The 22,550-nt window shown below is 68.6% G+C and carries 20 protein-coding genes and 1 pseudogene; 17 read left to right on the plus strand and 4 right to left on the minus strand.

Annotated elements, in window-relative coordinates:
• Positions 1-5: 5 nt before the first annotated feature.
• The 3 genes from RMCB_RS10255 to nicT all read left to right on the plus strand — a co-directional run bounded on the left by RMCB_RS10255 (position 6) and on the right by nicT (position 2,406).
• Positions 6-749 (plus strand): FadR/GntR family transcriptional regulator, encoded by a 744-nt coding sequence (locus RMCB_RS10255; RefSeq protein ID WP_029373335.1) that lies wholly within the window; start codon positions 6-8, stop codon positions 747-749.
• Between the two features lie 183 nt (positions 750-932).
• Positions 933-1,262: an ArsR/SmtB family transcription factor gene (locus tag RMCB_RS10260; protein WP_029373336.1), complete on the plus strand. Its 330-nt coding sequence runs from the start codon at positions 933-935 to the stop codon at positions 1,260-1,262.
• A gap of 49 nt (positions 1,263-1,311) precedes the next feature.
• Positions 1,312-2,406: a Nickel transporter NicT gene (nicT, locus tag RMCB_RS10265; protein WP_029373337.1), complete on the plus strand. Its 1,095-nt coding sequence runs from the start codon at positions 1,312-1,314 to the stop codon at positions 2,404-2,406.
• Here the strand turns inward: nicT and mtr are convergent.
• Both mtr and RMCB_RS10275 read right to left on the minus strand, forming a co-directional pair.
• On the minus strand, positions 2,403-3,788 hold the full coding sequence (gene mtr / locus RMCB_RS10270; protein ID WP_062828700.1) for a mycothione reductase: 1,386 nt from the start codon (positions 3,786-3,788) through the stop codon (positions 2,403-2,405). The genes nicT and mtr overlap by 4 nt on opposite strands.
• Positions 3,789-3,796: 8 nt before the next feature.
• Complete coding sequence (locus tag RMCB_RS10275; RefSeq protein WP_029373339.1) at positions 3,797-4,792, minus strand: alpha/beta hydrolase; 996 nt, start codon at positions 4,790-4,792, stop codon at positions 3,797-3,799.
• A 171-nt stretch (positions 4,793-4,963) separates the two neighbouring features.
• Here RMCB_RS10275 and mqo point away from each other — a divergent pair, with 171 nt between their 5' ends.
• From mqo to RMCB_RS10320, 9 genes are all read left to right on the plus strand, one after another.
• Positions 4,964-6,466, plus strand: a complete 1,503-nt coding sequence (gene mqo, locus RMCB_RS10280; RefSeq protein WP_062828912.1) for a malate dehydrogenase (quinone) — start codon at positions 4,964-4,966, stop codon at positions 6,464-6,466.
• A 13-nt stretch (positions 6,467-6,479) separates the two neighbouring features.
• Complete coding sequence (locus tag RMCB_RS10285; RefSeq protein WP_062828701.1) at positions 6,480-6,965, plus strand: GNAT family N-acetyltransferase; 486 nt, start codon at positions 6,480-6,482, stop codon at positions 6,963-6,965.
• A 28-nt stretch (positions 6,966-6,993) separates the two neighbouring features.
• Entirely contained in the window at positions 6,994-8,877 is a 1,884-nt protein-coding gene (locus tag RMCB_RS10290) for a magnesium chelatase subunit D family protein (RefSeq protein WP_062828702.1), read from the plus strand.
• A gap of 20 nt (positions 8,878-8,897) precedes the next feature.
• A complete protein-coding gene (gene cobO / locus RMCB_RS10295; protein WP_062828703.1) occupies positions 8,898-9,512 on the plus strand; it encodes a cob(I)yrinic acid a,c-diamide adenosyltransferase in 615 nt (204 codons plus the stop codon).
• A gap of 94 nt (positions 9,513-9,606) precedes the next feature.
• Entirely contained in the window at positions 9,607-10,989 is a 1,383-nt protein-coding gene (locus tag RMCB_RS10300; protein ID WP_062828704.1) for a cobyrinic acid a,c-diamide synthase CobB, read from the plus strand.
• Between the two features lie 79 nt (positions 10,990-11,068).
• Entirely contained in the window at positions 11,069-12,277 is a 1,209-nt protein-coding gene (gene cobA, locus RMCB_RS10305; RefSeq protein ID WP_062828705.1) for a uroporphyrinogen-III C-methyltransferase, read from the plus strand.
• A gap of 102 nt (positions 12,278-12,379) precedes the next feature.
• Positions 12,380-13,909 carry an MFS transporter gene (locus RMCB_RS10310; RefSeq protein WP_109784249.1) on the plus strand — a complete coding sequence of 510 codons (1,530 nt, stop codon included), beginning with the start codon at positions 12,380-12,382 and terminating at the stop codon, positions 13,907-13,909.
• 10 nt (positions 13,910-13,919) lie between these two features.
• Positions 13,920-14,582 carry a VOC family protein gene (locus tag RMCB_RS10315; RefSeq protein WP_276063949.1) on the plus strand — a complete coding sequence of 221 codons (663 nt, stop codon included), beginning with the start codon at positions 13,920-13,922 and terminating at the stop codon, positions 14,580-14,582.
• A 25-nt stretch (positions 14,583-14,607) separates the two neighbouring features.
• Positions 14,608-16,365, plus strand: coding sequence for a proline--tRNA ligase (locus RMCB_RS10320; RefSeq protein WP_029374245.1), 1,758 nt, complete (start codon positions 14,608-14,610; stop codon positions 16,363-16,365).
• Between the two features lie 73 nt (positions 16,366-16,438).
• On the opposite strand, the gene RMCB_RS10325 is transcribed toward RMCB_RS10320, so the two are convergent.
• Together RMCB_RS10325 and RMCB_RS10330 are read right to left on the minus strand one after the other, a co-directional pair.
• Positions 16,439-16,915: a ferritin-like domain-containing protein gene (locus RMCB_RS10325; RefSeq protein ID WP_062828708.1), complete on the minus strand. Its 477-nt coding sequence runs from the start codon at positions 16,913-16,915 to the stop codon at positions 16,439-16,441.
• A complete protein-coding gene (locus RMCB_RS10330) occupies positions 16,912-17,436 on the minus strand; it encodes a hypothetical protein (protein ID WP_109784230.1) in 525 nt (174 codons plus the stop codon). The genes RMCB_RS10325 and RMCB_RS10330 overlap by 4 nt, the downstream gene beginning before the upstream one ends.
• A 192-nt stretch (positions 17,437-17,628) precedes the next feature.
• Between RMCB_RS10330 and rimP the strand changes: the two genes are divergently transcribed.
• The 5 genes and pseudogenes from rimP (at position 17,629) to infB (ending at position 22,547) form a co-directional block, all read left to right on the plus strand.
• Entirely contained in the window at positions 17,629-18,171 is a 543-nt protein-coding gene (rimP, locus tag RMCB_RS10335; RefSeq protein ID WP_036426160.1) for a ribosome maturation factor RimP, read from the plus strand.
• A 2-nt stretch (positions 18,172-18,173) separates the two neighbouring features.
• A complete protein-coding gene (gene nusA / locus RMCB_RS10340) occupies positions 18,174-19,205 on the plus strand; it encodes a transcription termination factor NusA (RefSeq protein ID WP_062828709.1) in 1,032 nt (343 codons plus the stop codon).
• Between the two features lie 174 nt (positions 19,206-19,379).
• Positions 19,380-19,472, plus strand: a pseudogene (locus RMCB_RS36495) (DUF448 domain-containing protein); the annotation flags it as partial.
• 6 nt (positions 19,473-19,478) lie between these two features.
• The gene (locus tag RMCB_RS36500; RefSeq protein WP_232005972.1) at positions 19,479-19,625 is read left to right on the plus strand and encodes a hypothetical protein; all 147 of its coding nucleotides are present in this window, start codon (positions 19,479-19,481) and stop codon (positions 19,623-19,625) included.
• A 78-nt stretch (positions 19,626-19,703) separates the two neighbouring features.
• On the plus strand, positions 19,704-22,547 hold the full coding sequence (infB, locus tag RMCB_RS10350; RefSeq protein WP_072278445.1) for a translation initiation factor IF-2: 2,844 nt from the start codon (positions 19,704-19,706) through the stop codon (positions 22,545-22,547).
• Positions 22,548-22,550: the final 3 nt, after the last annotated feature.

The raw sequence follows: 22,550 nt of genomic DNA on the forward strand, positions 1-22,550 counted from the left end.
TCGTCATGACAGCCGACCCGGACCCGCAGCAGTCGACCGCCCCCACCGTGGAGACGGCCGACGCCCTGCTGCGGCCGGTCCGGCTCGGCAACGCGTTCGAGGACACCGTGGGCCGGCTCCTGGAGACCATCCGCCTCGGGGTGCTGGCTCCCGGCGAGTCGCTGCCGCCGGAACGTGAGCTCGCCGCGCGGCTGGGGGTCAGCCGCGACACCGTGCGGGAGGCCATCAAATCGCTGGCCGATGCCGGTTACCTGGTGTCCCGGCGGGGCCGCTACGGCGGCACGTTCCTGTCCGAACAGCTGCCGAGGCACACGACCGAGGCCGCGCGGCCCAGCCGGGAAGAGATCGACGACGCGCTGCGGCTACGCGAGATCCTCGAGGTGGGCGCGGCCCGGATGGCAGCCGGGCGCACGCTCAGTGCAGCCGAACGCGACGGCTTGTTCTCGAGACTCGCCGATGTCCGCGATGCAGCGCCCGACGACTATCGGAGGCTGGACTCCCGATTGCACCTGGCGATCGCCGAGGCGGCGGGCTCGCCGTCGCTGGTGCCGCTGGTCGCGGAGAACCGGATGCGGCTCAACGCCCTGCTCGACCAGATTCCATTGCTGGCGCTCAACATCGCCCACTCCGACGAACAGCACGAAGCCATCGTCATCGCGATCCTGGCCGGCGACGCCGACGGCGCCGCGGATGCCATGCTGGCCCACGTCGCCGGATCGGCCGCATTGCTCCACGGTTTCTTGGACTGACGTCGGGCCCCAACCACCCCAGCACCGCACCACCCAGCACCGCACCACCCCAGCACCGCGACCGTGCGTGTCTGTTGCCCGACACACCGCAAAACGGCGGCATTATGCGCACCTTCGTGCGGGCGTGATGAGGCTCGTCTACGGGTGAGCGCTGTCGGCTCATTCCTGGGCTACATTCAAATCGTGGACCAGCTCGAAACCCAGGTGCAGGTCGAGCGGGCGGCCTCGGCGCTGGCCGACGTCGACACCGCGGGCTGGGCGCGTCGTTTCGACCTCCTGTCGGATCCGCACCGGCTGGAGATCCTGTTGTGCCTGCACCGGGCGCCCGGCATCTGCGTCGGTGATCTGGCCGCCGCGCTGGGCCGCTCGGAAAACGCTGTCTCGCAGGCCCTTCGGGTGCTCCGCGATCAGGGCTGGGTGAGTTCTGTCCGGGTGGGACGGATGGTCAGCTACCGGCTGGAGGACGAGGTGGTCCACGATCTGCTGCACTGGCTCGGCGCCCGGCACGGATGAATTATCTGTTTATCTAGACAGATGAAAAGGTGAGTTCTACGCTCGGGCGATGAGCATCGGCACGCTGACCGAGAGCACTACCACCACTCGATTCGACCGTGCCGACTGGATGTCGATCGCCGCCACAGGCGGATTCGTGGCCCTGCTGCACATTCTCGGCTGGGGTGTGCTCGTGATCGGTGTGGCGCCGCAACACATCACCCTCGGCTCGGCCGGGGTGTTCGGTGTCGGTCTCGGCGTCACGGCCTATCTGCTCGGCGTCCGGCACGCCTTCGATGCCGACCACATCGCCGTCATCGACAACACCACTCGCAAACTGGTTGGGGAGGGCACCCGGTCGCTGTCCGCGGGTTTCTGGTTCTCCCTGGGACATTCGAGTGTGGTGTTCGGCCTGGCGTTGTTGCTGGCGCTGGGGGTGCGGGCACTGGTCGGCCCGGTGCAGGACGAGGGCTCACCGATGCTGCAGACCCTCGGCCTGATCGGCTCGCTGGTCGCCGGAACGTTCCTCATCCTGATCGGCCTGACGAATCTCGTTGCCGCAGTGGGGATCGCCAAGGTGTTCCGGGCGATGCGGACCGGTGAACTCGACGAGGAGGAGCTCGAGCGGCAGCTCAACCGCCGCGGTTTCCTGGCCCGCCTGCTCGGCCGCGTGATGGGACGGGTGAACAAGCCGTGGCATCTGTACCTCGTCGGCTTCCTGATGGGACTCGGTTTCGACACGGCCAGCCAGGTGGCGTTGTTGGTGCTGGCGGCCGGCACGGCGGCGTTCACCCTGCCGTGGTACGCGGTGCTGGTGCTGCCGGTGCTGTTCGCCGCGGGCATGAGCCTGTTCGACACCCTTGACGGAATCTTCATGACGCGGGCCTACGGATGGGCGTTTCTGCAGCCGGTCCGCAAGGTGTACTACAACCTCACCGTCACGGTGCTCTCGGTGATCGTCGCGCTGGTCATCGGCGTCATCGTGCTGGCCGGTCTGCTGGTGGATCGCCTCGGCATCACCTCGGGTCCGCTCGCCGTGATCGGCTCAGCCGACCTGGAATTCGCGGGCTTCGCCATCGTCGGCATCTTCGTGGTGAGCTGGATTGCCGCCCTTGCCATCTGGCGGTTCGGCCGCATCGAGGAACGCTGGAGTACCCAGACCTAACCGGCGAGTCCCAGCAGCGCGTTCTCGATCACCTCGGGCAGCGCCGGGTGGATCCAGTACTGCCCGCGGGCCACGTCGCCGGCGGTCTGGCCGAAGCTCATCGCCTGGATCAGCGGCTGGATGATCGACGACGCCTGGTAGCCCATGATGTGTGCCCCCAGGATTCGACCGGTGCCGCGTTCGCCGATCAGCTTCGCGATGCCGGTGGTGTCCTCCATCGCCCAGCCGTAGGCGGTGTCGCCGTAGTTCTGCACCTTGATCACGATGTCGTGGCCGGCTTCCCGGGCCTCGGCCTCGGTCAGGCCGACCGTCGCGATCTGCGGTTCGGTGAACACCGCCGACGGGACGAACCGGTGGTCGGAAGCCATCAGCGTGGCGGTGTCGTCCCAGTCGCGCAGCAGGTTCTCCTTGACCACCCGGGCCTCGTGATTGGCGACGTGCTTGAGCTGGTAATCCGACGACACGTCGCCGAGCGCGTAGATGCCGTGCGCCGTGGTGCGTTGATACTCGTCGACCACGACTCGGCCGTCATCGTCGATCTCGACCCCGGCGAGCTCGCAGCCGAGCCGGTCCCCATTGGGCACCCGGCCGGTGGCGACCAGGAGCATGTCGGCGGGCAGGGTTTCGCCGTCGTCGAATTCCAGAACGATCGTCTCGCCATCCTGATGGGAGCCGATCACGTTCTCGTGCGTGCGCACATCCCACTTCGCTGCGGCCAGCTCGCTGAATCGGTGGCAGATGGTCTCGTCGGTGTGGGTCAGCAGCCCGGCGCCGCGCACCACGATGGTGATCCGCACACCCAGCGCCGAGAAGATGTGCGCGAATTCAGCGGCAACGAACCCGCCGCCGACGATCACCAGATGCTCGGGCAGCGCCGGAATCCGCATGATGTCGTCGCTGGTGTAGTACGTGACGCCGCACTGCGCGATGGCCGGCGGGATGAAGGTGCGTGAACCGGCGGCGATCACCACCTGATCGCTGCTGAACTCTTCGCCGTCCTCGGTGCGCAGCGTGTAGCGGCCGTCGGGCAGCTTCGCGCCGAACCGTGTGTGGCTCGCGTACACCGTGACGTTCTCGGCGGAGCGGCGATACTGCTCGCCACCGGCCGCGATGGGATCGATGCGGCCGAACACCCGCGACACGACATCGGGCCAGCGCACCTTGTCGATGTGGGAGTCGATGCCGTACTTCGCGCTGTCGCGGATCGTGTGGGCGACCTCGGCGGCGTAGACGAACATCTTGGTGGGGATGCAGCCCACGTTGAGACACGTGCCGCCGAAGGTGCCCTGCTCGCAGATCGCGACCTTCTTGTCGGCATAGCGCTCGTCGAGAACGCTGTTGCCCGATCCGGTGCCGATGATCGTCAGGTCGTAGTGGTCCACGTGAGCCTCTATCCGGAAGATGTTGTGCTGGAGGTCGATTGCGAACTCAGGTAGCCGTCCAACCACCGGTCGAGTTCGCGGTAGGCCGCCGCGCGCGGTTCGGCCAGCGACAGGAAGACGTCGTGTTTGGCATCGACGATCGGGACGATGGTGCTGCGATTGCCCACGCAGCCGGCCCAGCGCGCGATCTGGCCGACGTCGAGTACCGCATCGCCGCGCTGGATGGCGGCGGGGTCGGGGGTTTCGGCGACGCTGTGGTCCGAACGCAGGATCAGGTTGGGTACGCCGACGTCCAGCCCGCGGTGCAACCGGGCCTGCCCGCGCCGGATCGCGTTGATCCACCCGAACGTGATGGGGAAGCCGCCCAACGGCTTCCAATCGAGGTTGTAGTCGAACTCCCCGCCGTAGTCGCGGTGCAGGCTGGTGCCGTAGCCGCCCTCGGTGGGTTTGCGGACCACACTCAGTTTGCGCAGCCGCGCCAGCGCGATCAGTGCGGCCGACGTGGGGGCGGTCCGAAGGATCGCCGGGCCGTGCAGGTCGAGGAACGGGCTGTTGAGGATGAGGCCACCCACGTTGTGTGTGGTCAGCCGGCCGCGTTGGCGCAGCCGGTCGGCGAACAGCGTGACGATCAGGCCGCCTGCCGAATGGCCGGACAGACAGATCCGGGCCCCATTCGTGTCGGCGGCGACGATCTCCAGCGCGCGGACCAGTTCGGTGTCGTAGTTGGCCAGGTCCGTGGTGAAGTGGGGCGTCTGACCTTCGCGGCGGGACCGGCCGCACTTGTGCAGATCAATGGCGTAGAACGCGAACCCGCGCTGAGCGAAGCGGTCGGCGAGTTCGGTGTGGAAGAAGTAGTCGGTGTAGCCGTGTAAGGCCAGAACCGCGTGCTCGGCAGGACCGCCGTCGCCGCGGCGCACCAGAGTGGCGACCAGATCACCCTCACCGTCAGGATCCGGGCCGAGCGTGATGGTCTGTTGCCAGAAGCCGGGTAGCACATCCGGCACCCAGGCGGGTTCCCGTGACGTCACGGGTTCACCCTAACCGGCGGTTGCGGTCACCCGGGTGACCAACAGCACTGGTACGCCCGCTCACCGGCTGAGGAGGCCGCGATAATCTTGGCAGAAGAACAGCCGTCGACGATGACGGGCGCTGCGAACGAAGGACGTGCGATTCAGGTGTCTGACGCAAAGGTAGCTGGGACCGATAAAACCGACGTCGTCCTGGTGGGTGCGGGGATCATGAGCGCCACGCTGGGGGCGCTGATCCGCCTGCTGGAACCGGATTGGTCCATCACCCTCGTCGAGCGCCTGGACGCCGCCGCCGCCGAGAGCAGCGACCCGTGGAACAACGCGGGCACGGGGCATTCGGCTCTGTGTGAGCTGAACTACACCCCGGAGAGCACCGGCGGCACCATCGACATCAGCAAGGCCGTCAACGTCAACGAGCAGTTCCAGGTCTCGCGGCAGTTCTGGGCCTACGCCGCCGAGAACGGCGTGCTGACCGACGTCCGCAGCTTCCTCAACCCGGTTCCGCACGTCAGCTTCGTGCACGGGGCCGAGAATGTCGGCTACCTCAAGCGCCGTTACGACGCCTTGGTCGGCAATCCGCTGTTCGCCTCGATGGAGTTCATCGACGACAAGGACGAGTTCGCCCGGCGGCTGCCGTTCATGGCCAAGGGTCGCGACTTCTCCGATCCGGTTGCGCTCAACTGGACGGAGGCAGGCACCGACGTCGACTTCGGCTCGCTGTCGCGTCAGCTCATCGGTTTCACCGCGCAGCGCGGCATGGACACGCTGTTCGGCCACGAGGTCGAGAACCTGCGCAAGGAATCCGACGGCACCTGGACGCTCAAGGTGACCAATCGCCGCACCGGCCTCAAGCGCAAGATCAACGCCAAGTTCGTGTTCGTCGGCGCGGGCGGCGGGGCGCTGCCGTTGCTGCAGAAGGCCGGCATCCCGGAGGCCAAGGGCTTCGGCGGCTTCCCTGTCGGTGGGGCATTCCTGCGGACCGACAACCAGGAGCTCACCGCCGGACATCGGGCCAAGGTGTACGGGTTGCCGCCGCTGGGTGCGCCGCCGATGTCGGTGCCCCACCTGGACACCCGCGTGATCAAGGGCAAGCAGTGGCTGCTGTTCGGCCCGTTCGCCGGGTGGTCGCCGAAGTTCCTCAAGCAGGGCAAGGTCACCGATCTGCCGTTCTCGGTCAAGCCCGACAACATCATGTCGATGCTCGGCGTCGGGCTCACCGAGATGAGTCTGGTCAACTACCTCGTCGGCCAGCTGTTGCTCAGCGAGGCCGACCGTGTCGACACGTTGCGTGAATTCGCGCCCAGCGCAGTCGATTCCGATTGGGAGCTGGACATCGCGGGGCAGCGTGTGCAGGTTATCCGGCGCAAGGGCGCAGGCGGTGTGCTGGAGTTCGGCACCACTGTGCTCTCGGCGGCCGACGGCAGCATCGCCGGGTTGCTGGGCGCGTCGCCCGGGGCGTCCACCGCGGTGCCTGCCATGCTCGACGTGCTCGAGCGGTGCTTCGCCGACCGGTACGCGGGCTGGACACCCAAGCTCAAGGAGATGGTCCCCTCGCTGGGCACCAAGCTGTCCAACGAACCCAAGCTCTATGAGGAGGTGTGGGCATGGGGCACCCGGGCATTGAAGCTCGACGCCCCGGCCGGCGTGTGACGGCGGTGGGCATATGACGGTCGCCCCGCGTCGTAGTTGGGCCAAAGATCTCGACGCCGCAACGCTTTACAAGTTGCTCAAGCTGCGCATCGAGGTGTTCGTGGTCGAGCAGGCCTGCCCGTACCCGGAGCTCGACGGCCGTGATCTGCTGGCCGAGACCCGGCACTTCTGGCTCGAAGGCCCCGACGGTGAGGTGATCTCCACGCTGCGGCTCATGGAGGAACATCCCGGCGGGGAGAAGGCTTTTCGCATCGGCCGCGTGTGCACCAAACGGGACGCGCGCGGCCAGGGGCATACCACCCGGCTGATGCAGGCTGCGTTGGCCGAGGTCGGCGACTACCCGTGTCACATCGACGCCCAGACCTACCTGGAGGACATGTACTCCCGGCACGGATTCGTGCGCGACGGTGAGGAGTATCTCGACGACGGCATTCCGCATGTGCCGATGTTGCGCCCCGGAGCGCGGACCGACGAGCGCTTGCGCGAGGAGCCGAGATGACCGACGAGCGCTTGCGCGAGGAGCCGAAATGACCTGGGCCTACCCGTTCAGCGCGATCGTCGGGCAGGACCGGTTGCGGCTCGCGCTGGTGCTGTGCGCCGTGCGGCCCGAGATCGGCGGCGTGTTGATCCGCGGCGAGAAAGGTACAGCCAAGTCGACTGCGGTGCGGGCGTTGGCGGCGGTGTTGTCCGCGGTCGACGACGATGCTCGGCTGGTCGAGCTGCCGATCGGGGCGACCGAGGACCGCGTGGTCGGATCGCTGGATCTGCAGAAGGTGCTGCGTGACGGCGAGCATGCGTTTTCGCCCGGCCTGCTGGCCCGCGCGCACGGCGGGGTGCTCTACGTCGACGAGGTCAACCTGCTGCACGACCATCTGGTCGACGTGCTGCTCGACGCCGCCGCGATGGGTCGGGTGCACGTCGAGCGCGACGGCATCTCGCACTCGCACGAGGCCCGTTTCGTACTGATCGGCACCATGAACCCCGAGGAGGGGGAGCTGCGGCCGCAGCTGCTGGACCGGTTCGGGCTGACCGTCGATGTCGCGGCATCACGTGAGGTCGATGTCCGGGTCGAGGTGATCCGGGCCAGGATGGCATTCGAGGCCGACCCCGAGGGTTTCGTGCACCGCTACGCCAACGCTGATGCCGAGGTGGCCCGGCGGATCGCTCAGGCGCGGACCGCGATCGGATCAGTCGTGTTGCCCGACAACGAGTTACGGCGTATCGCCGCCCTGTGTGCAGCCTTCGACGTCGACGGCATGCGCGCCGATCTGGTGGTGGCGCGTACCGCGGTCGCGCACGCCGCGTGGCGTGCGGCCGCCATCGTCGGGGTGGACGAAACGACAACAATCACCGTCGAGGAAGAAGACATCCGGGTGGCCGCCGAACTGGCGTTGCCGCACCGACGGCGCCGCGATCCGTTCGACGATCCCGGGCTGGATCCCGAGCGCCTGGACGAGGCCATGGACCAGGCGGCCGAGGCCGCCGCCGAGCCGAACGCGGGTGACGATCCCGAGTTCGACCCCGATCCGCCCGGCGGTGGCGGTGAATCCGTCTCCTCGCCGGAAAGTCAAAGTTCCCAAGGCAATTCGAAGCCTAACCGCCCCAGCGCACCACCCGCGGCGGTGTTTCGTACCAAGGCGCTGGTGGTGCCGGGTGTCGGTGAGGGCGCGCCGGGCCGGCGTTCGCGGGCACGCAACCGCACCGGCACGCCCATCGCGGCCACCGCCGAGCCGGGCGCGGGACACGGTCTGCACGTGTTCGGCACGCTGCTGGCCACCGCAGGGCGCCAGGCCCAGGCGGGCCGGCCGCGCCCTGCTCCCGACGATGTCCGGCGCGCGATTCGCGAAGGCCGGGAAGGCAATCTGGTGATCTTCGTCGTCGACGCATCCGGGTCGATGGCTGCGCGTGACCGCATGTCGGCGGTCGGCGGCGCCACGCTGTCGCTGCTGCGCGATGCCTATCAGCGCCGAGACAAGGTCGCGGTGATCACGTTCCGTCAGCAGGACGCGCGGGTGCTGCTGCCTCCGACGTCGTCGGTGCACATCGCCAGCCGGCGGTTGGCAAGGTTCGACACGGGCGGGAAAACCCCACTGGCGCAAGGCTTGTTGGCTGCCCGCGATGTGGTGGTGCGTGAGCGGGCCCGTGATAGGGCGCGTCGTCCGCTGGTCGTGCTGCTCACCGACGGGCGGGCCACCGGCGGCCCCGACCCGCTGGGCCGTACGCGGGCGGCTGCGGGCCTGCTGGTCGCCGAAGGAGCCGCGGCCGTTGTGGTCGATTGTGAAACGTCTTTTGTGCGGCTGGGTTTGGCGGAGCAACTGGCCCAACAGCTCGGTGCCCCGGCTGTGCGTTTGGAGCACCTGCGCGCCGACAGTCTGACCCGGCTGGTGACGGCGCGGGCCGACGCCGCATAGCGCGAAAGAGAGGACCAGTCATGCCACAGGGCCAGCCGCTCACCGTTCCCGACGACGGGCTGACCACCAAAGCCCGTCGCAACGCGCCGCTGCTGGCCGTGCACACGGGGCCGGGCAAGGGCAAATCCACCGCCGCGTTCGGCATGGCCCTGCGGGCCTGGAATCAGGGTTTCCGGGTTGCGGTGTTCCAGTTCGTCAAGAGCGCGAAGTGGAAGGTGGGGGAGGAGGCCGTGTTTCGTGAGCTCGGCCGACTGCACGACGAGCACGGCACAGGTGGGCCGGTGGAATGGCACAAGATGGGCTCGGGCTGGTCGTGGACCCGCAAGCACGGTTCTGACGTCGACCACGCCGCAGCGGCCGCCGACGGATGGGCGGAGATCACCCGCCGGCTCGCCGCCGAGCAGCACGACTTCTATGTGCTCGACGAGTTCACCTACCCGCTGAAATGGGGCTGGGTGGACGTCGCCGACGTCGTCGCCACCCTCACCGCGCGCCCCGGTACGCAGCATGTGGTCATCACCGGTCGCGACGCGCCGCAGGACCTGATCGACGCCGCCGACCTGGTGACCGAGATGACCAAGATCAAGCACCCGATGGATGTCGGCCGCAAGGGCCAGAAGGGCATCGAGTGGTAGCAGGACGGCGCACACTCGCCGCTGCCGAGCGTGCGCGCAATGCCGGTATGACACGGCGTGTTGGGCGACAGACACGCACGCTCGCGGTGCTGGGGTGAGTACGGCGGCGACGACGACGACCCCGGCGGTGGTGATCGCCGCGCCCGCATCGGGCAGCGGGAAGACCACGGTGGCAACGGGTCTGATCGGTGCACTGCGCCGCGCCGGGAACACGGTGGCGCCGTTCAAGGTCGGCCCGGATTTCATCGACCCCGGCTACCACGCACTGGCGGCGGGCAGGCCGGGACGCAACCTCGATCCGGTGCTGGTCGGCGACGAGTTGATCGGCCCGCTGTACCGGCACGGCAGCTCCGGCGCTGACATCGCTGTCGTCGAGGGCGTGATGGGCCTGTTCGACGGGCGTATCGACGACCGGATGCACGGCACGCCACGGGGCTCCACGGCACAGGTCGCCGGTCTGCTCGGCGCCCCCGTGGTGCTGGTGGTCGACGCGCGTGGGCAGAGTCACAGCGTCGCGGCCCTCTTGCACGGCTTTGCGACGTTCGACCCGGATGTGCACGTCGCGGGGGTCATCCTCAACCGGGTCGGCTCGCCCCGGCATGAGGAGGTGCTGCGGCAGGCCTGCGAGCACGCCGGCGTCGCGGTGTTCGGGGCGATCCCGCGTGACGACGAACTAGCTGTTCCGTCAAGACATTTGGGCCTCGTCACCGCGGTCGAACACGGCCGACGGGCGGCCGCCGCGGTGGCCGCGATGACGGCTCTCGTGGCCCGGCACGTCGACCTGGCGGCGGTGCAGGCGGCCGCGGCCGCCCATGTGGCGGCCCAACCGTGGTCCGCCGACGGCGGCAGTCCGGTGGCCGAGATCACGGTCGCGCTGGCGGCGGGCAAGGCGTTCAGCTTCGGTTACACCGAGCACGGCGAACTGCTGCGCGCAGCGGGTGCGGTGGTCGCGGAGTTCGACCCGCTGACCGATCCGTTGCCGCCGGGCACCGACGCGCTCGTGCTGCCGGGCGGTTTCCCCGAGCAGTTCACCGCCGAATTGTCCGCCAACGACGTTGTGCGCGAGCAGATCCGCGGTCTGGCACGCCGTGGTGCACCGGTGCATGCCGAATGCGCGGGCCTGACCTATCTGCTCGACGATCTCGACGGAGCGCCGATGTGCGGGGTGCTGGCCGGCTCGGCGCGGTTCACCGAACGACTGACCCTCGGTTACCGCGACGCCGTCGCGGTGGTCGACTCGTCACTGCACACCGCGGGCGCCAGGGTCACCGGACATGAATTCCACCGCACCGCAGTCACTTTCGCCGACAAGCAGGATCCGGCGTGGGCCTTCACCGACGCGCAGCGCCGTCGCGTCACCGATGGTGCGGTGCGAGGCGGGGTACATGCGGGCTACCTGCACACCCACCCAGCCGCTCACCCGCAGGCCATCACCCGGTTCGTGGCTGCGGCGGCACGCTCTAAGCTCGGCGGGTGATGCGGACGCGAGGAGCAGTTGTGACGGGCGAGCGCGGGCGCGAGGAGTCGAAATGACGTCGCCCACGCGAGGAGCTGCAATGACCGAGAACGCCTACCTCGTCGGCCTGCGCCTGGCGGGCAGAAAGGTCGTCGTTGTCGGCGGCGGCACCGTCGCCCAGCGTCGACTGCCGTTGCTGATCGCCAACGGCGCCGATGTGCACGTCATCGCCCGCGCCGCCACCCCGGCGGTCGAGGCCCTGGCGCAGGCGGACCCCGGCGTCACCCTCGCCCTGCGCGATTACCAGCCCGGCGATCTCGACGGCGCCTGGTATGTCATCGCGGCCACCGACGATCACGCCGTCAACACCGCCATCTCCGACGAGGCTCAGCAGCGCCGCATCTTCTGTGTGCGCGCCGACATTGCCCGCGAGGGGTCGGCGGTGACGCCGGCCACCTTCGATTACGACGGACTGTCGGTCGGCGTGCTGGCCGGCGGCGAGCACCGTCGTTCGGCCGCCATCCGCTCGGCCATTCATGAGGCGCTGCAGCGCGGCGTGATTACCGCCGAGACAACCGGCGAGGCACCGAGCGGCGTGGCGCTGGTGGGCGGCGGGCCGGGCGATCCCGAACTGATCACGGTGCGCGGCCGGCGGTTGCTGGCCCGCGCCGACGTCGTCGTCGCCGACCGGCTGGCGCCACAGGATCTGCTTGCCGAACTGGGGCCGCACGTCGAGGTGATCGACGCGGCGAAGATCCCGTACGGGCGCGCGATGGCGCAGGACGCCATCAACCAGGTTCTCGTCGACCGGGCCCGGGCCGGAAAGTTCGTGGTGCGACTCAAGGGCGGCGACCCGTTCGTCTTCGCGCGGGGCTATGAAGAGGTGATCGCCTGTGCCGATGCCGGCATTCCGGTCACTGTCGTGCCGGGTGTGACAAGTGCCATAGCAGTTCCCGCGCTGGCCGGTGTTCCCGTCACCCATCGGGGCCTCACGCACGAATTTGTGGTGGTCAGCGGGCATGTTGCGCCGGGGCATCCCGAATCGTTAGTGAATTGGAATGCGCTGGCGCAGATGACCGGCACCATCGTGCTGCTGATGGCCGTCGAGCGCATCGAGTTGTTTGCCAAAGCCCTTCTCGACGGGGGTCGACCTGCGGATACACCTGTTCTGGTGGTGCAGCATGGAAGTACGGTGGCACAGCGGACGTTGCGGGCCACTCTCGGTGACGCGCCGGAGAAGATCCGGGAAGACGGCATCCGACCTCCCGCGATCATCGTGATCGGGGCCGTGGCGGCGTTCGCCGGTTAAAGGATTCTTAAGATTACTGTAAGGTAACCGGCTATGACGGCTCTCAATGACGCAGAGCGCGCAGCAATGAACCGCGAAGCCGGGGAGGATCGGGTTTTGCCGATGTACCAGGCTGCAGGCAACGACGGTGACCAGCGTGACGGGATCGCTTCACGGCTCCCGGCATGGTTCCCGTCGTGGGGTTTTCTGTCGGCGGTCATCGCCATCGCAGGCATGCAGCTGCTCGCCACCATGGACAGCACCGTCGCGATCGTCGCGCTCCCGCGCATCCAGGACGAACTCGGCCTGTCCGACGCCGGCCGCAGCTGGGTCATCACGGCCTATGTGCTGACCTTCGGCGGTTTGATGCTGCTCGGCGGACGCCTCGGCGACACCATCGGCCGCAAGCGCACCTTCATCGTCGGCGTCGCGCTGTTCACCATCGCCTCCATCCTGTGCGGCAGCGCGTGGAACGAGGCCACCATGGTGACCGCGCGGCTGCTGCAGGGCATCGGCGCGGCCATCGCGTCGCCCACCGGCCTGGCACTGGTCGCCACCACGTTCCCCAAGGGCCCGGCCCGCAACCTGGCCACCGCGGTGTTCGGCGCGATGACCGCGATCGGCTCGGTGATGGGCCTGGTGGTCGGCGGGGCGCTCACCGAGGTGTCCTGGCGTTGGGCCTTCATGGTCAACGTGCCGATCGGTCTGGTGATGCTCTACCTGGCCCGCACCGCGCTGCGCGAGACCAACCGCGAGCGCATGAAGCTGGACGCGGCCGGTGCGCTGCTGGCCACCCTGGCCTGCACCGCGGCGGTGTTCGCGTTCACCCAGGGCCCTGAGCGCGGCTGGCTCTCACCCGTCACGCTGGGTTCGGGTGCGGCCGCGGCGGTCTTCGGTCTCGCCTTCCTCATCGCCGAACGCACCGCGGAGAACCCCGTCGTCCCGTTCGACCTGTTCCACGAGCGCAACCGCATCGCCACCTTCGCCGCGATCTTCCTGGCCGGCGGCGTGCTGTTCACCCTGACCGTGCTGATCGGCCTGTACGTGCAGGACATTCTCGGCTACAGCGCCCTGCACGCCGGTATCGGGTTCATCCCGTTCGTGGTCGGCATGGGCATCGGCCTCGGCGTGGCCTCACAGGCCGTGCGGTTCTTCTCGCCGCGGGTCCTGGTCATCGCCGGCGGAATCCTGGTGCTGGGGGCGATGCTGTACGGCTCGACGCTGCACGCGGGCATCCCGTACTTCCCGAACCTGGTGGTTCCGATCACCATCGGCGGCATCGGCATCGGCATGATCGTGGTGCCGCTGACGCTGGCCGCCATCGCCGGAGTGGGCTTCGACCGGATCGGTCCGGCGTCGGCCATCGCGCTGATGCTGCAGAACCTGGGTGGCCCGCTGGTGTTGTCGGTGATCCAGGCCGTCATCACCTCGCGCACGCTCTACCTCGGCGGCACCACCGGTCCCGTCAAGAACATGAACCACGCGCAACTGGCCGCGCTGGACGCCGGCTACACCTACGGCTTGCTGTGGGTGGCTGCGGTCGCGGTCCTGGTCGGCGGAGCGGCCCTGTTCATCGGGTACACCGCTGAGCAGGTGGCCCACGCGCAGGACGTCAAGGACGCCATGGACGCCGGCGAGCTCGACGTCGAATGACGCCGTGAGCCTGCCGACCCGTCAACAGATCTCCGACGCCGTCGGAGCATTCGGGTGGCGCCTGGTTCTCGGGGCGGTCTACACCGAGGTGCTGACGCCGTCGATGGGCGATGCGGTGACCGCCGCGGCCCACGCGGTCGAAGCCGCCGGCTCCGACGCGTCGAACCATCTCAGCGTCGATATCCGCGCCGACCGGGCTGTGCTGCGACTGCAGTGCGCCGAAACCCGCTGGGTCACCGAGCGCGACATCGAGCTGGCCGCCGCGGTGACGCAGGCACTGGCCGCCCGGGGGTTCGAGATGACCACCGGCGGGGCCGTGCAGGCGTTGGAGATCGCCATCGACGCGCTGGACATCGCTGCGGTCCGACCCTTCTGGAAAGCCGTCACGGGGTATGAGGACGAGCTGGACTCGTCGGACCTCAACGCGGGGCTGGTCGACCCGTTCGGCCGTGGCCCGGCGATCTGGTTTCAACAGATGGATGCGCCGCGGCCCCAACGCAATCGGATCCACCTCGACATCGATGTCCCGCATGACGTGGCGCAGGCCCGGGTCGATGCGGCACTGGCCGCGGGCGGCACGCTGCTCAGCGACCGTCAGGCGCCGCGCTTCTGGGTACTGGCCGACGCCGAGGGCAACGAGGCGTGCATCTGTACCTGGCAGGGTAGGGACTGAGCACCACGCTTTAAGGTTGTCGGCTGTGATCACCCGTATGTCAGAGCTGTTTCTGCGCACCCTGCGCGACGACCCCGCCGATGCCGAGGTGCCCAGCCACAAGCTGCTGATCCGGGCCGGATACGTACGCCCGGTCGGCCCCGGCATCTACAGCTGGCTGCCGCTGGGACTTCGGGTTCTGCGCCGGATCGAGAAGATCGTCCGCGAAGAGATGAACGCCATCGGTGGCCAGGAGATCCTCTTGCCCGCCCTGCTGCCGCGGAGCCCGTACGAAACCACCAACCGGTGGACGGAGTACGGCGACACCCTGTTCCGGCTGCAGGACCGGCGGGGCAACGACTATCTGCTCGGGCCCACCCACGAGGAGATCTTCACGCTGACGGTCAAGGGGGAGTACTCCTCATACAAGGACTTCCCCGTCCTGCTGTACCAAATCCAGACCAAGTACCGCGACGAGGCCCGACCGCGCGCGGGCATTCTGCGCGGCCGTGAGTTCGTGATGAAGGACTCGTATTCGTTCGACGTGGACGACGACGGGCTCAAGAACGCCTACCACGCCCACCGCGAGGCCTACCAGAAGATCTTCGAGCGGCTGGGCGTGCGCTACGTGATCGTGTCGGCGATGTCGGGCGCGATGGGCGGCAGCGCCTCCGAGGAGTTCCTGGCCGAAAGCGAAGTCGGCGAGGACACCTTCGTGCGCTGCCTGGAATCCGGATACGCCGCGAACGTCGAAGCCGTCGTGACCCGGGCTCCCGCACCGCTGCCGATCGAGGGACAACCCCCGGCCGTGGTGTACGACACCCCCGACACGCCGACCATCGCGACCCTGGTCGACTGGGCCAATTCGGCTGGCCTGGAACAGTTCTCGGGCCGAGAGGTGACCGCGGCCGACACCTTGAAGAACCTTTTGCTCAAGACCCGCGAGCCCGGCGGTGACTGGGAATTGCTCGCGGTAGGCGTGCCCGGTGACCGCGACATCGACGAGAAGCGTCTGGGAGCCGCGCTCGAGCCGGCCGAGTTCGCGCTGCTCGAAGAGGCCGACTTCGCCAAGAACCCGTTCCTGGTGAAGGGATACGTCGGCCCGAAAGCCTTGCTGGAGAATGGGGTTCGCTACCTCGTCGACCCCAGGATCGTGGAGGGCACGGCCTGGATCACCGGTGCCGACGCGCCCAACAAGCACGTCGTCGGCATGGTCGTCGGCCGCGACTTCACCCCGGACGGCACCATCGAAGCCGCCGAGGTCCGCGATGGCGACCCGTCGCCCGACGGCGCAGGCGTGCTGACGTCGGCGCGGGGCATCGAGATCGGGCACATCTTCCAGTTGGGCCGCAAGTACGCCGACGCCTTCACCGCCGACGTGCTCGGCGAGGACGGCAAGCCGGTCCGGTTGACCATGGGCTCCTACGGCATCGGCGTGTCCCGGATGGTCGCCGTCATCGCCGAACAACAACACGACGAGCTGGGGCTGCGCTGGCCCGCGTCGGTGGCCCCGTTCGACGTGCACGTCGTGGTGGCCAACAAGGACGACGCGGCCCGAGCGGGTGCCACGGAGCTGGTCGCGGGCCTGGACCGGCTCGGCCACGAGGTGCTCTTCGACGACCGCAAGGCATCGCCCGGGGTCAAGTTCAAGGACGCCGAGTTGCTCGGCATGCCGTGGATCGTCGTGGTCGGCCGCGGCTGGGCCGACGGCACCGTGGAACTGCGTAACCGATTGACGGGCGAGAATCGCGAAATCGCCGTGGACGACGCCGTCACGGAGATCTCCGCAGCGCTGGCCGGCTGACGTTCCTCTCGCGAGCAGACGCGAAATCGCCCTTTTTCCCGCGAAATTGGGCGATTTCGCGTCTGCTCGGCGGTTATTCGGTGCCGCCCGGGAAGGCGACGGTCACCGGCCAGGCATTGAGCTGGGCGCGCCATTTCGCCGCGGTCACTGCCGACTGCGTCAGTGCGGTCACCGCGAAGGCGCGGTCATCGTTGGTGGTGGCCTGCTCGAGCACCGCGCGCCAGGCCACCGCGGCGTCCTGTTCCATGCGGACGGCGAGGTTCGCCGCGTCGGCGGGGTTGGCGACTGGTATCGGCACCTGATATCCGGCCGCAGGCAGTGGGGGAGGCACCTTCCTGGCCCCCAGCATGGCGATCGCGGCTTCGCGACGGTCCCGATGCTCGGCCATGGCGGCCGCCACCAGCGCGTTGTCGTCGGGTGTGGAGTGCGCGGAGACCAGGCCGTAGCCGTAGATGATGCCGTGCTCGGAGGCCACGGCGTCGAAAAGGGCACGGTCGGCCGGATCGGACGGGCGCGCAGGCCCGGAAGGCGGCGGTTCGGTCGTCGTCATTGCGCACCACCCAGCGCGACGGTGTAGGCGGCCACGCATGCCGCGGCGATGGACCCGACCAGCCCTGCCCGGTACCCGGAGAGCCGCGCGGCCAGCGTCGTGGCCTCCTGCCCGGACTGCTTGAGCGCACCGATCACATCGGCGACCGTCGGCGCGGGTGCCGGAGCGCCCGAGGTGGGCGTCGTGGTGGACGATGCCGACGGCTGCGCGGTCGGTGCCTTCGTCCCGGCCATCCTGACCAGTTCGTCGGTCAGCGCCTGGGCATGCTTCGAGCGTTCGGATGCCACGGTCGTCAACGCCCGGGCCTGTGCGGACTGCGGTGGTTGGGCAGCCGCGGCGTCGGAGGCCAGCTTGCTGTCGGAGCGAGCCCGGTCCAGTTGAGCGGCCAGATCCGCAAGGTCGGGCGATGGCGGAGGATCTGCACAGCCGGCGGCGGTGACGCCCAGCACGGCCACGGCGGCGGCCGAGACCAAGGCCCGCCGCCGGCTGATTTTCGGTAGGGCGCTCGGCACGAGCAACATCCTGCCATTGCCTCGCGTGGCCGCAGCACAGCGCCGAGGCGTGTGGTTCCGGACGGGACATTCGCTGTGCACCGACCTTGGTTCGCCCGTTGCCGCCGTGGCCCTGGCGTATCGTGGAAAGTCGATTCCGGGGGGCCTGCCAGGGCTTCGTCCCGGGATCGTGTCCGGACAACTCAAGATGAGGAGCTCGCCGTGGCACCGGATCCGAAGTTGCGGTCTGCGGATTTGCCGTCGCAGAAGCAGGTGATCGAGCTACTGGACGGCGAATTCGCGCGCGCCGGATACGAGATCGACCAGGTCGTCGTCGATGCTGCCGCGCGCCCGCCCCGCATCACGATCGTGGCCGACGGCGACGATGGCCTCGACCTCGATTCTGTCGCCCAGCTGTCCAAGACGGCCTCGGAGTTGCTGGATCAGTTCGACCGGACCGGCGACACGCCGTATGTGCTTGAGGTCACGTCGCCCGGCGTGGACCGGCCGCTGACCGAGCACAAACACTTCCGTCGGGCCCGCGGTCGCAAGGTGGAATTGACGCTGGCCGACGGCACTGAGCTGACCGGCCGGGTCGGGCAGAGCGATACCGAGTCGGTCGAGATCGTCGTCAGGGACGGACGAGATTTCGCCGTGCGCCGCATCGAGCTGGCCGACGTTGTCAAAGCGGTTGTCCAAGTGGAGTTTTCACCGCCAAGCCCGCGCGAGTTGGAGTTGGCCGGAGAAACGGGGAAGGGGGCCTGAGCATGAACATAGACATGGCGGCACTGCATGCCATCGAAGCCGACAAGGGCATCACGGTCGACGTGGTCGTGGAGACCATCAAATCGGCCCTGCTGACCGCCTACCGGCACACCGACGGTCACGAGCCCGACGCCTACATCGACATCGACCGCAAAACCGGTGCGGTCAAGGTCATGGCCCGCCAGACCGACGCGGACGGCAATGTCATCCACGAGTGGGACGACACGCCCGAGGGGTTCGGCCGGATTGCGGCCACCACCGCGCGTCAGGTGATCCTGCAGCGGCTGCGCGACGCGGAGAACGAGAAGACCTACGGCGAATTCTCGGCCCACGAGGGCGACATCGTGGCAGGCGTCATCCAGCGCGACGCACGGGCCAACGCCCGCGGGCTGGTGGTGGTGCGGATCGGCAGCGAGACCAAGGGCTCCGAAGGCGTGATCCCCGCGGCCGAGCAGGTGCCGGGGGAGCGCTACGAACACGGCGACCGACTCCGCTGCTACGTCGTCGGCGTCACCCGCGGCGCCCGGGAACCGCTGATCACACTGTCGCGGACCCATCCGAACCTGGTCCGCAAGCTGTTCTCGCTCGAGGTGCCCGAGATCGCCGACGGGTCGGTGGAGATCGTCGCCGTCGCCCGGGAGGCCGGCCATCGGTCCAAGATCGCTGTCACGTCGCGGGTGCCGGGCCTCAATGCCAAGGGCGCCTGCATCGGGCCGATGGGCCAGCGTGTCCGCAACGTCATGAGCGAGCTGTCCGGCGAGAAGATCGACATCATCGACTTCGACGACGACCCCGCGCGATTCGTCGCCAACGCCCTCTCACCGGCCAAGGTCGTGTCGGTGTCGGTCATCGACGAAGCAGCCCGCGCCGCGCGGGTCGTCGTGCCAGATTTCCAGCTGTCTCTGGCCATCGGCAAGGAAGGGCAAAATGCGAGGCTGGCGGCCCGATTGACGGGATGGCGCATCGACATCCGCAGCGACGCCGCCCCGCAACCTGACTCCGACCCTGCGCCCCGCGCGGTGCCCGAGCGCTAGGACCGGCAGTCGGTTCGGAGCACAGCCCGCGGGGCGGTAGACTCAGCCGTGATCCAGCGCGAGTCTCCGGCCTCCACGCGTCAACGCATCCCCGGCAGTTCTGTCGGACCGGTGCGGACATGCATCGGGTGCCGGAAACGAGAGTTGGCCAACGAATTGTTTCGTGTAGTCGCGGTGACCGACGGGAATGGGCAGTGTGCCATTACCGTTGACACAACGGCCAGCCTGCCCGGGCGTGGTGCTTGGTTGCATCCCGACCGACAGTGCGTACAGGTGGCAATCCAGCGGCGGGCATTCGTACGAGCGTTGCGCATCGCCGGTTCACCGGACACCTCCGCGGTGGTCGAGTTTGTCGAAGAGTTGTCAGCCTCGACCGCCCGCTCAGAAGAACAGGTAGCGAAGAACATGAGCACACCGTGAAGTCCCGATGACCATGCGTCATAGCTAACCCGAGGCGCGGCGCCTACCACCGCTGTCGCCTCTAGATGAGGAGAAGTAGTGGCAGGTAAGGCCCGTGTACACGAGTTGGCGAAGGAACTCGGTGTCACAAGTAAGGAACTCTTAGCCAAGCTCAAAGAGCAGGGAGAGTTCGTCAAGTCGGCGTCCTCCACAGTGGAGGCGCCGGTTGCGCGTCGGCTGCGCGAATCGTTCGGTTCGAAGACCGAGTCCAAGCCTGAGGCGCGTACCAGCGCCAAGCCCGGTGACAGGCCTCGTGGCCAGGGCAACGGCGCACCCACCCCCGGCCCGGCCCGTCCGGCAGCCACCCCCGGCGCACCGGCTCCCTCGCCGGCGACGGCGGCTCGCCCGACCCCCGCGCGTCCTGCGGCAGCGGCGCCGGCTCCGGCGGCTCCGGCCGCTCCCGCGGCAGCGGCCCCGACCCCTGCAGCTCCCGCCCGGCCCTCGGCACCCAAGCCTGCAGCCCCCCAGCCGCCGGCCGCGCCAAGTCAGCCCGCAGCGGCTGCGCCCAGCGCTCCGGCGCCTACACCGGCCCCGCGTCCCACTCCTGGAGCCACGCCCGGCCCGCGTCCCGGACCGTCCAACGCACCCAAGCCCGCTCCGCGCACACCGCGCGTCGGCAACAACCCGTTCTCGTCGCAGCAGCCGGTGGAGCGGCCCATCCCGCGGCCGCAGCCCCGCCCGGGCGCCCCGCGTCCCGGTGGTGGCCCCCGGCCCACGCCGGGCAACATGCCTCCGCGTCCCGCGGCAGGCGCGCCCGGCCGTGGCGGACCTCGTCCCGGGCCGCGTCCCGGCGGCGGTCCCCGTCCCGGCGCAGGTCAGGGCGGTCGTCCCGGTGGTGGCGGCGGTAACTACCGCGGCGGCGGCGCCGGTGGTGGCGCCGGTGGCGGCGGTGCAGCTGCCGGAGGCTTCCGGGGCCGTCCCGGCGGTGGCGGTGGCGGCGGTGGCCGTCCGGGCCAGCGCGGCGGTGCCGCGGGTGCCTTCGGTCGCCCGGGCGGCGCGCCCAAGCGTGGTCGCAAGAGCAAGCGGCAGAAGCGCCAGGAATACGACTCGATGCAGGCGCCGGTCGTCGGTGGCGTGCGGTTGCCGCACGGCAACGGCGAGACCATCCGGTTGGCCCGCGGCGCGTCGCTGAGCGACTTCGCCGACAAGATCAACGCCAACCCGGCATCGCTGGTGCAGGCGCTGTTCAACCTCGGTGAGATGGTCACCGCGACCCAGTCGGTCGGCGACGAGACCCTCGAGCTGCTCGGCAGCGAGATGAACTACGTCGTGCAGGTCGTGTCCCCGGAGGACGAGGACCGCGAACTGCTCGAGTCGTTCGACCTCACCTACGGCGAGGACGAAGGCGGCGAAGAGGACCTGCAGGTCCGTCCGCCCGTCGTCACCGTCATGGGTCACGTCGACCACGGCAAGACCCGACTGCTCGACACCATCCGTAAGGCCAACGTCCGCGAGGGCGAGGCCGGTGGCATCACCCAGCACATCGGTGCCTACCAGGTGGGCGTCGAACACGATGGCTCCGAGCGGTTGATCACCTTCATCGACACCCCGGGTCACGAGGCGTTCACCGCCATGCGTGCCCGTGGTGCGAAGGCCACCGACATCGCGATCCTGGTGGTCGCCGCCGACGACGGTGTCATGCCGCAGACGGTGGAGGCCATCAACCACGCGCAGGCCGCCGATGTGCCGATCGTGGTCGCGGTCAACAAGATCGACAAGGAAGGCGCTGACCCGCAGAAGATCCGGGCCCAGCTCACCGAGTACAACCTGGTGGCTGAGGATTACGGCGGCGACACCATGTTCGTCGACATCTCGGCACGTCAGGGCACCAACATCGACCAGCTGCTCGAAGCGGTGCTGCTGACCGCAGACGCTGCGCTGGACCTGCGGGCCAACCCCGACATGGAGGCCCAGGGTGTGGCCATCGAGGCGCATCTGGACCGTGGCCGTGGTCCCGTGGCCACCGTGCTCATCCAGCGCGGAACGCTGCGGGTCGGCGACTCGATCGTCGCGGGCGACGCCTACGGCCGCGTGCGCCGGATGGTCGACGAGCACGGCGACGACATCGAAGAGGCACTGCCGTCCCGGCCGGTGCAGGTGGTCGGCTTCACGTCGGTGCCCGGCGCAGGTGACAACCTGCTCGTCGTCGACGAGGACCGCATTGCTCGCCAGATCGCCGATCGGCGCAACGCGCGCAAGCGCAACGCGCTGGCCGCACGCTCGCGCAAGCGCATCAGCCTCGAAGATCTCGATTCGGCGCTGAAGGAAACCAGCCAGCTGAACCTGATCCTCAAGGGCGACAACTCGGGTACCGTCGAGGCCCTCGAGGAGGCCCTGATGGGCATCCAGATCGACGACGAGGTGGAGCTGCGGGTCATCGACCGCGGTGTCGGTGGTGTCACCGAGACCAACGTCAACCTGGCGTCGGCTTCGGACGCGATCATCATCGGGTTCAACGTCCGCGCAGAGGGCAAGGCGACCGAACTCGCCAACCGCGAGGGTGTGGAGATCCGCTACTACTCGGTGATCTACCAGGCCATCGACGACATCGAGAGCGCGCTCAAGGGCATGCTCAAGCCGGTCTACGAGGAGAAGGAACTCGGTCGCGCCGAGATCCGGGCGATCTTCCGGTCGTCGCGGGTCGGCAACATCGCAGGTTGCCTCGTGCAATCCGGGATCATGCGCCGCAACGCCAAGGCCCGGTTGCTCCGCGACAATGTCGTGGTCGCCGACAATCTCACGGTTTCGTCGCTCAAGCGTGAGAAGGACGACGCCACCGAGGTGCGCGAGGGCTACGAGTGCGGTTTGACGCTGACCTACTCCGACATCAAGGAAGGCGACGTCATCGAGACGTACGAGCTGGTCGAGAAGGCGCGTACGTAAGAG

Origin of the sequence: Mycolicibacterium brisbanense, from assembly GCF_001570425.1 — a bacterium.
In the GTDB taxonomy this organism is placed as follows: domain Bacteria; phylum Actinomycetota; class Actinomycetes; order Mycobacteriales; family Mycobacteriaceae; genus Mycobacterium; species Mycobacterium brisbanense.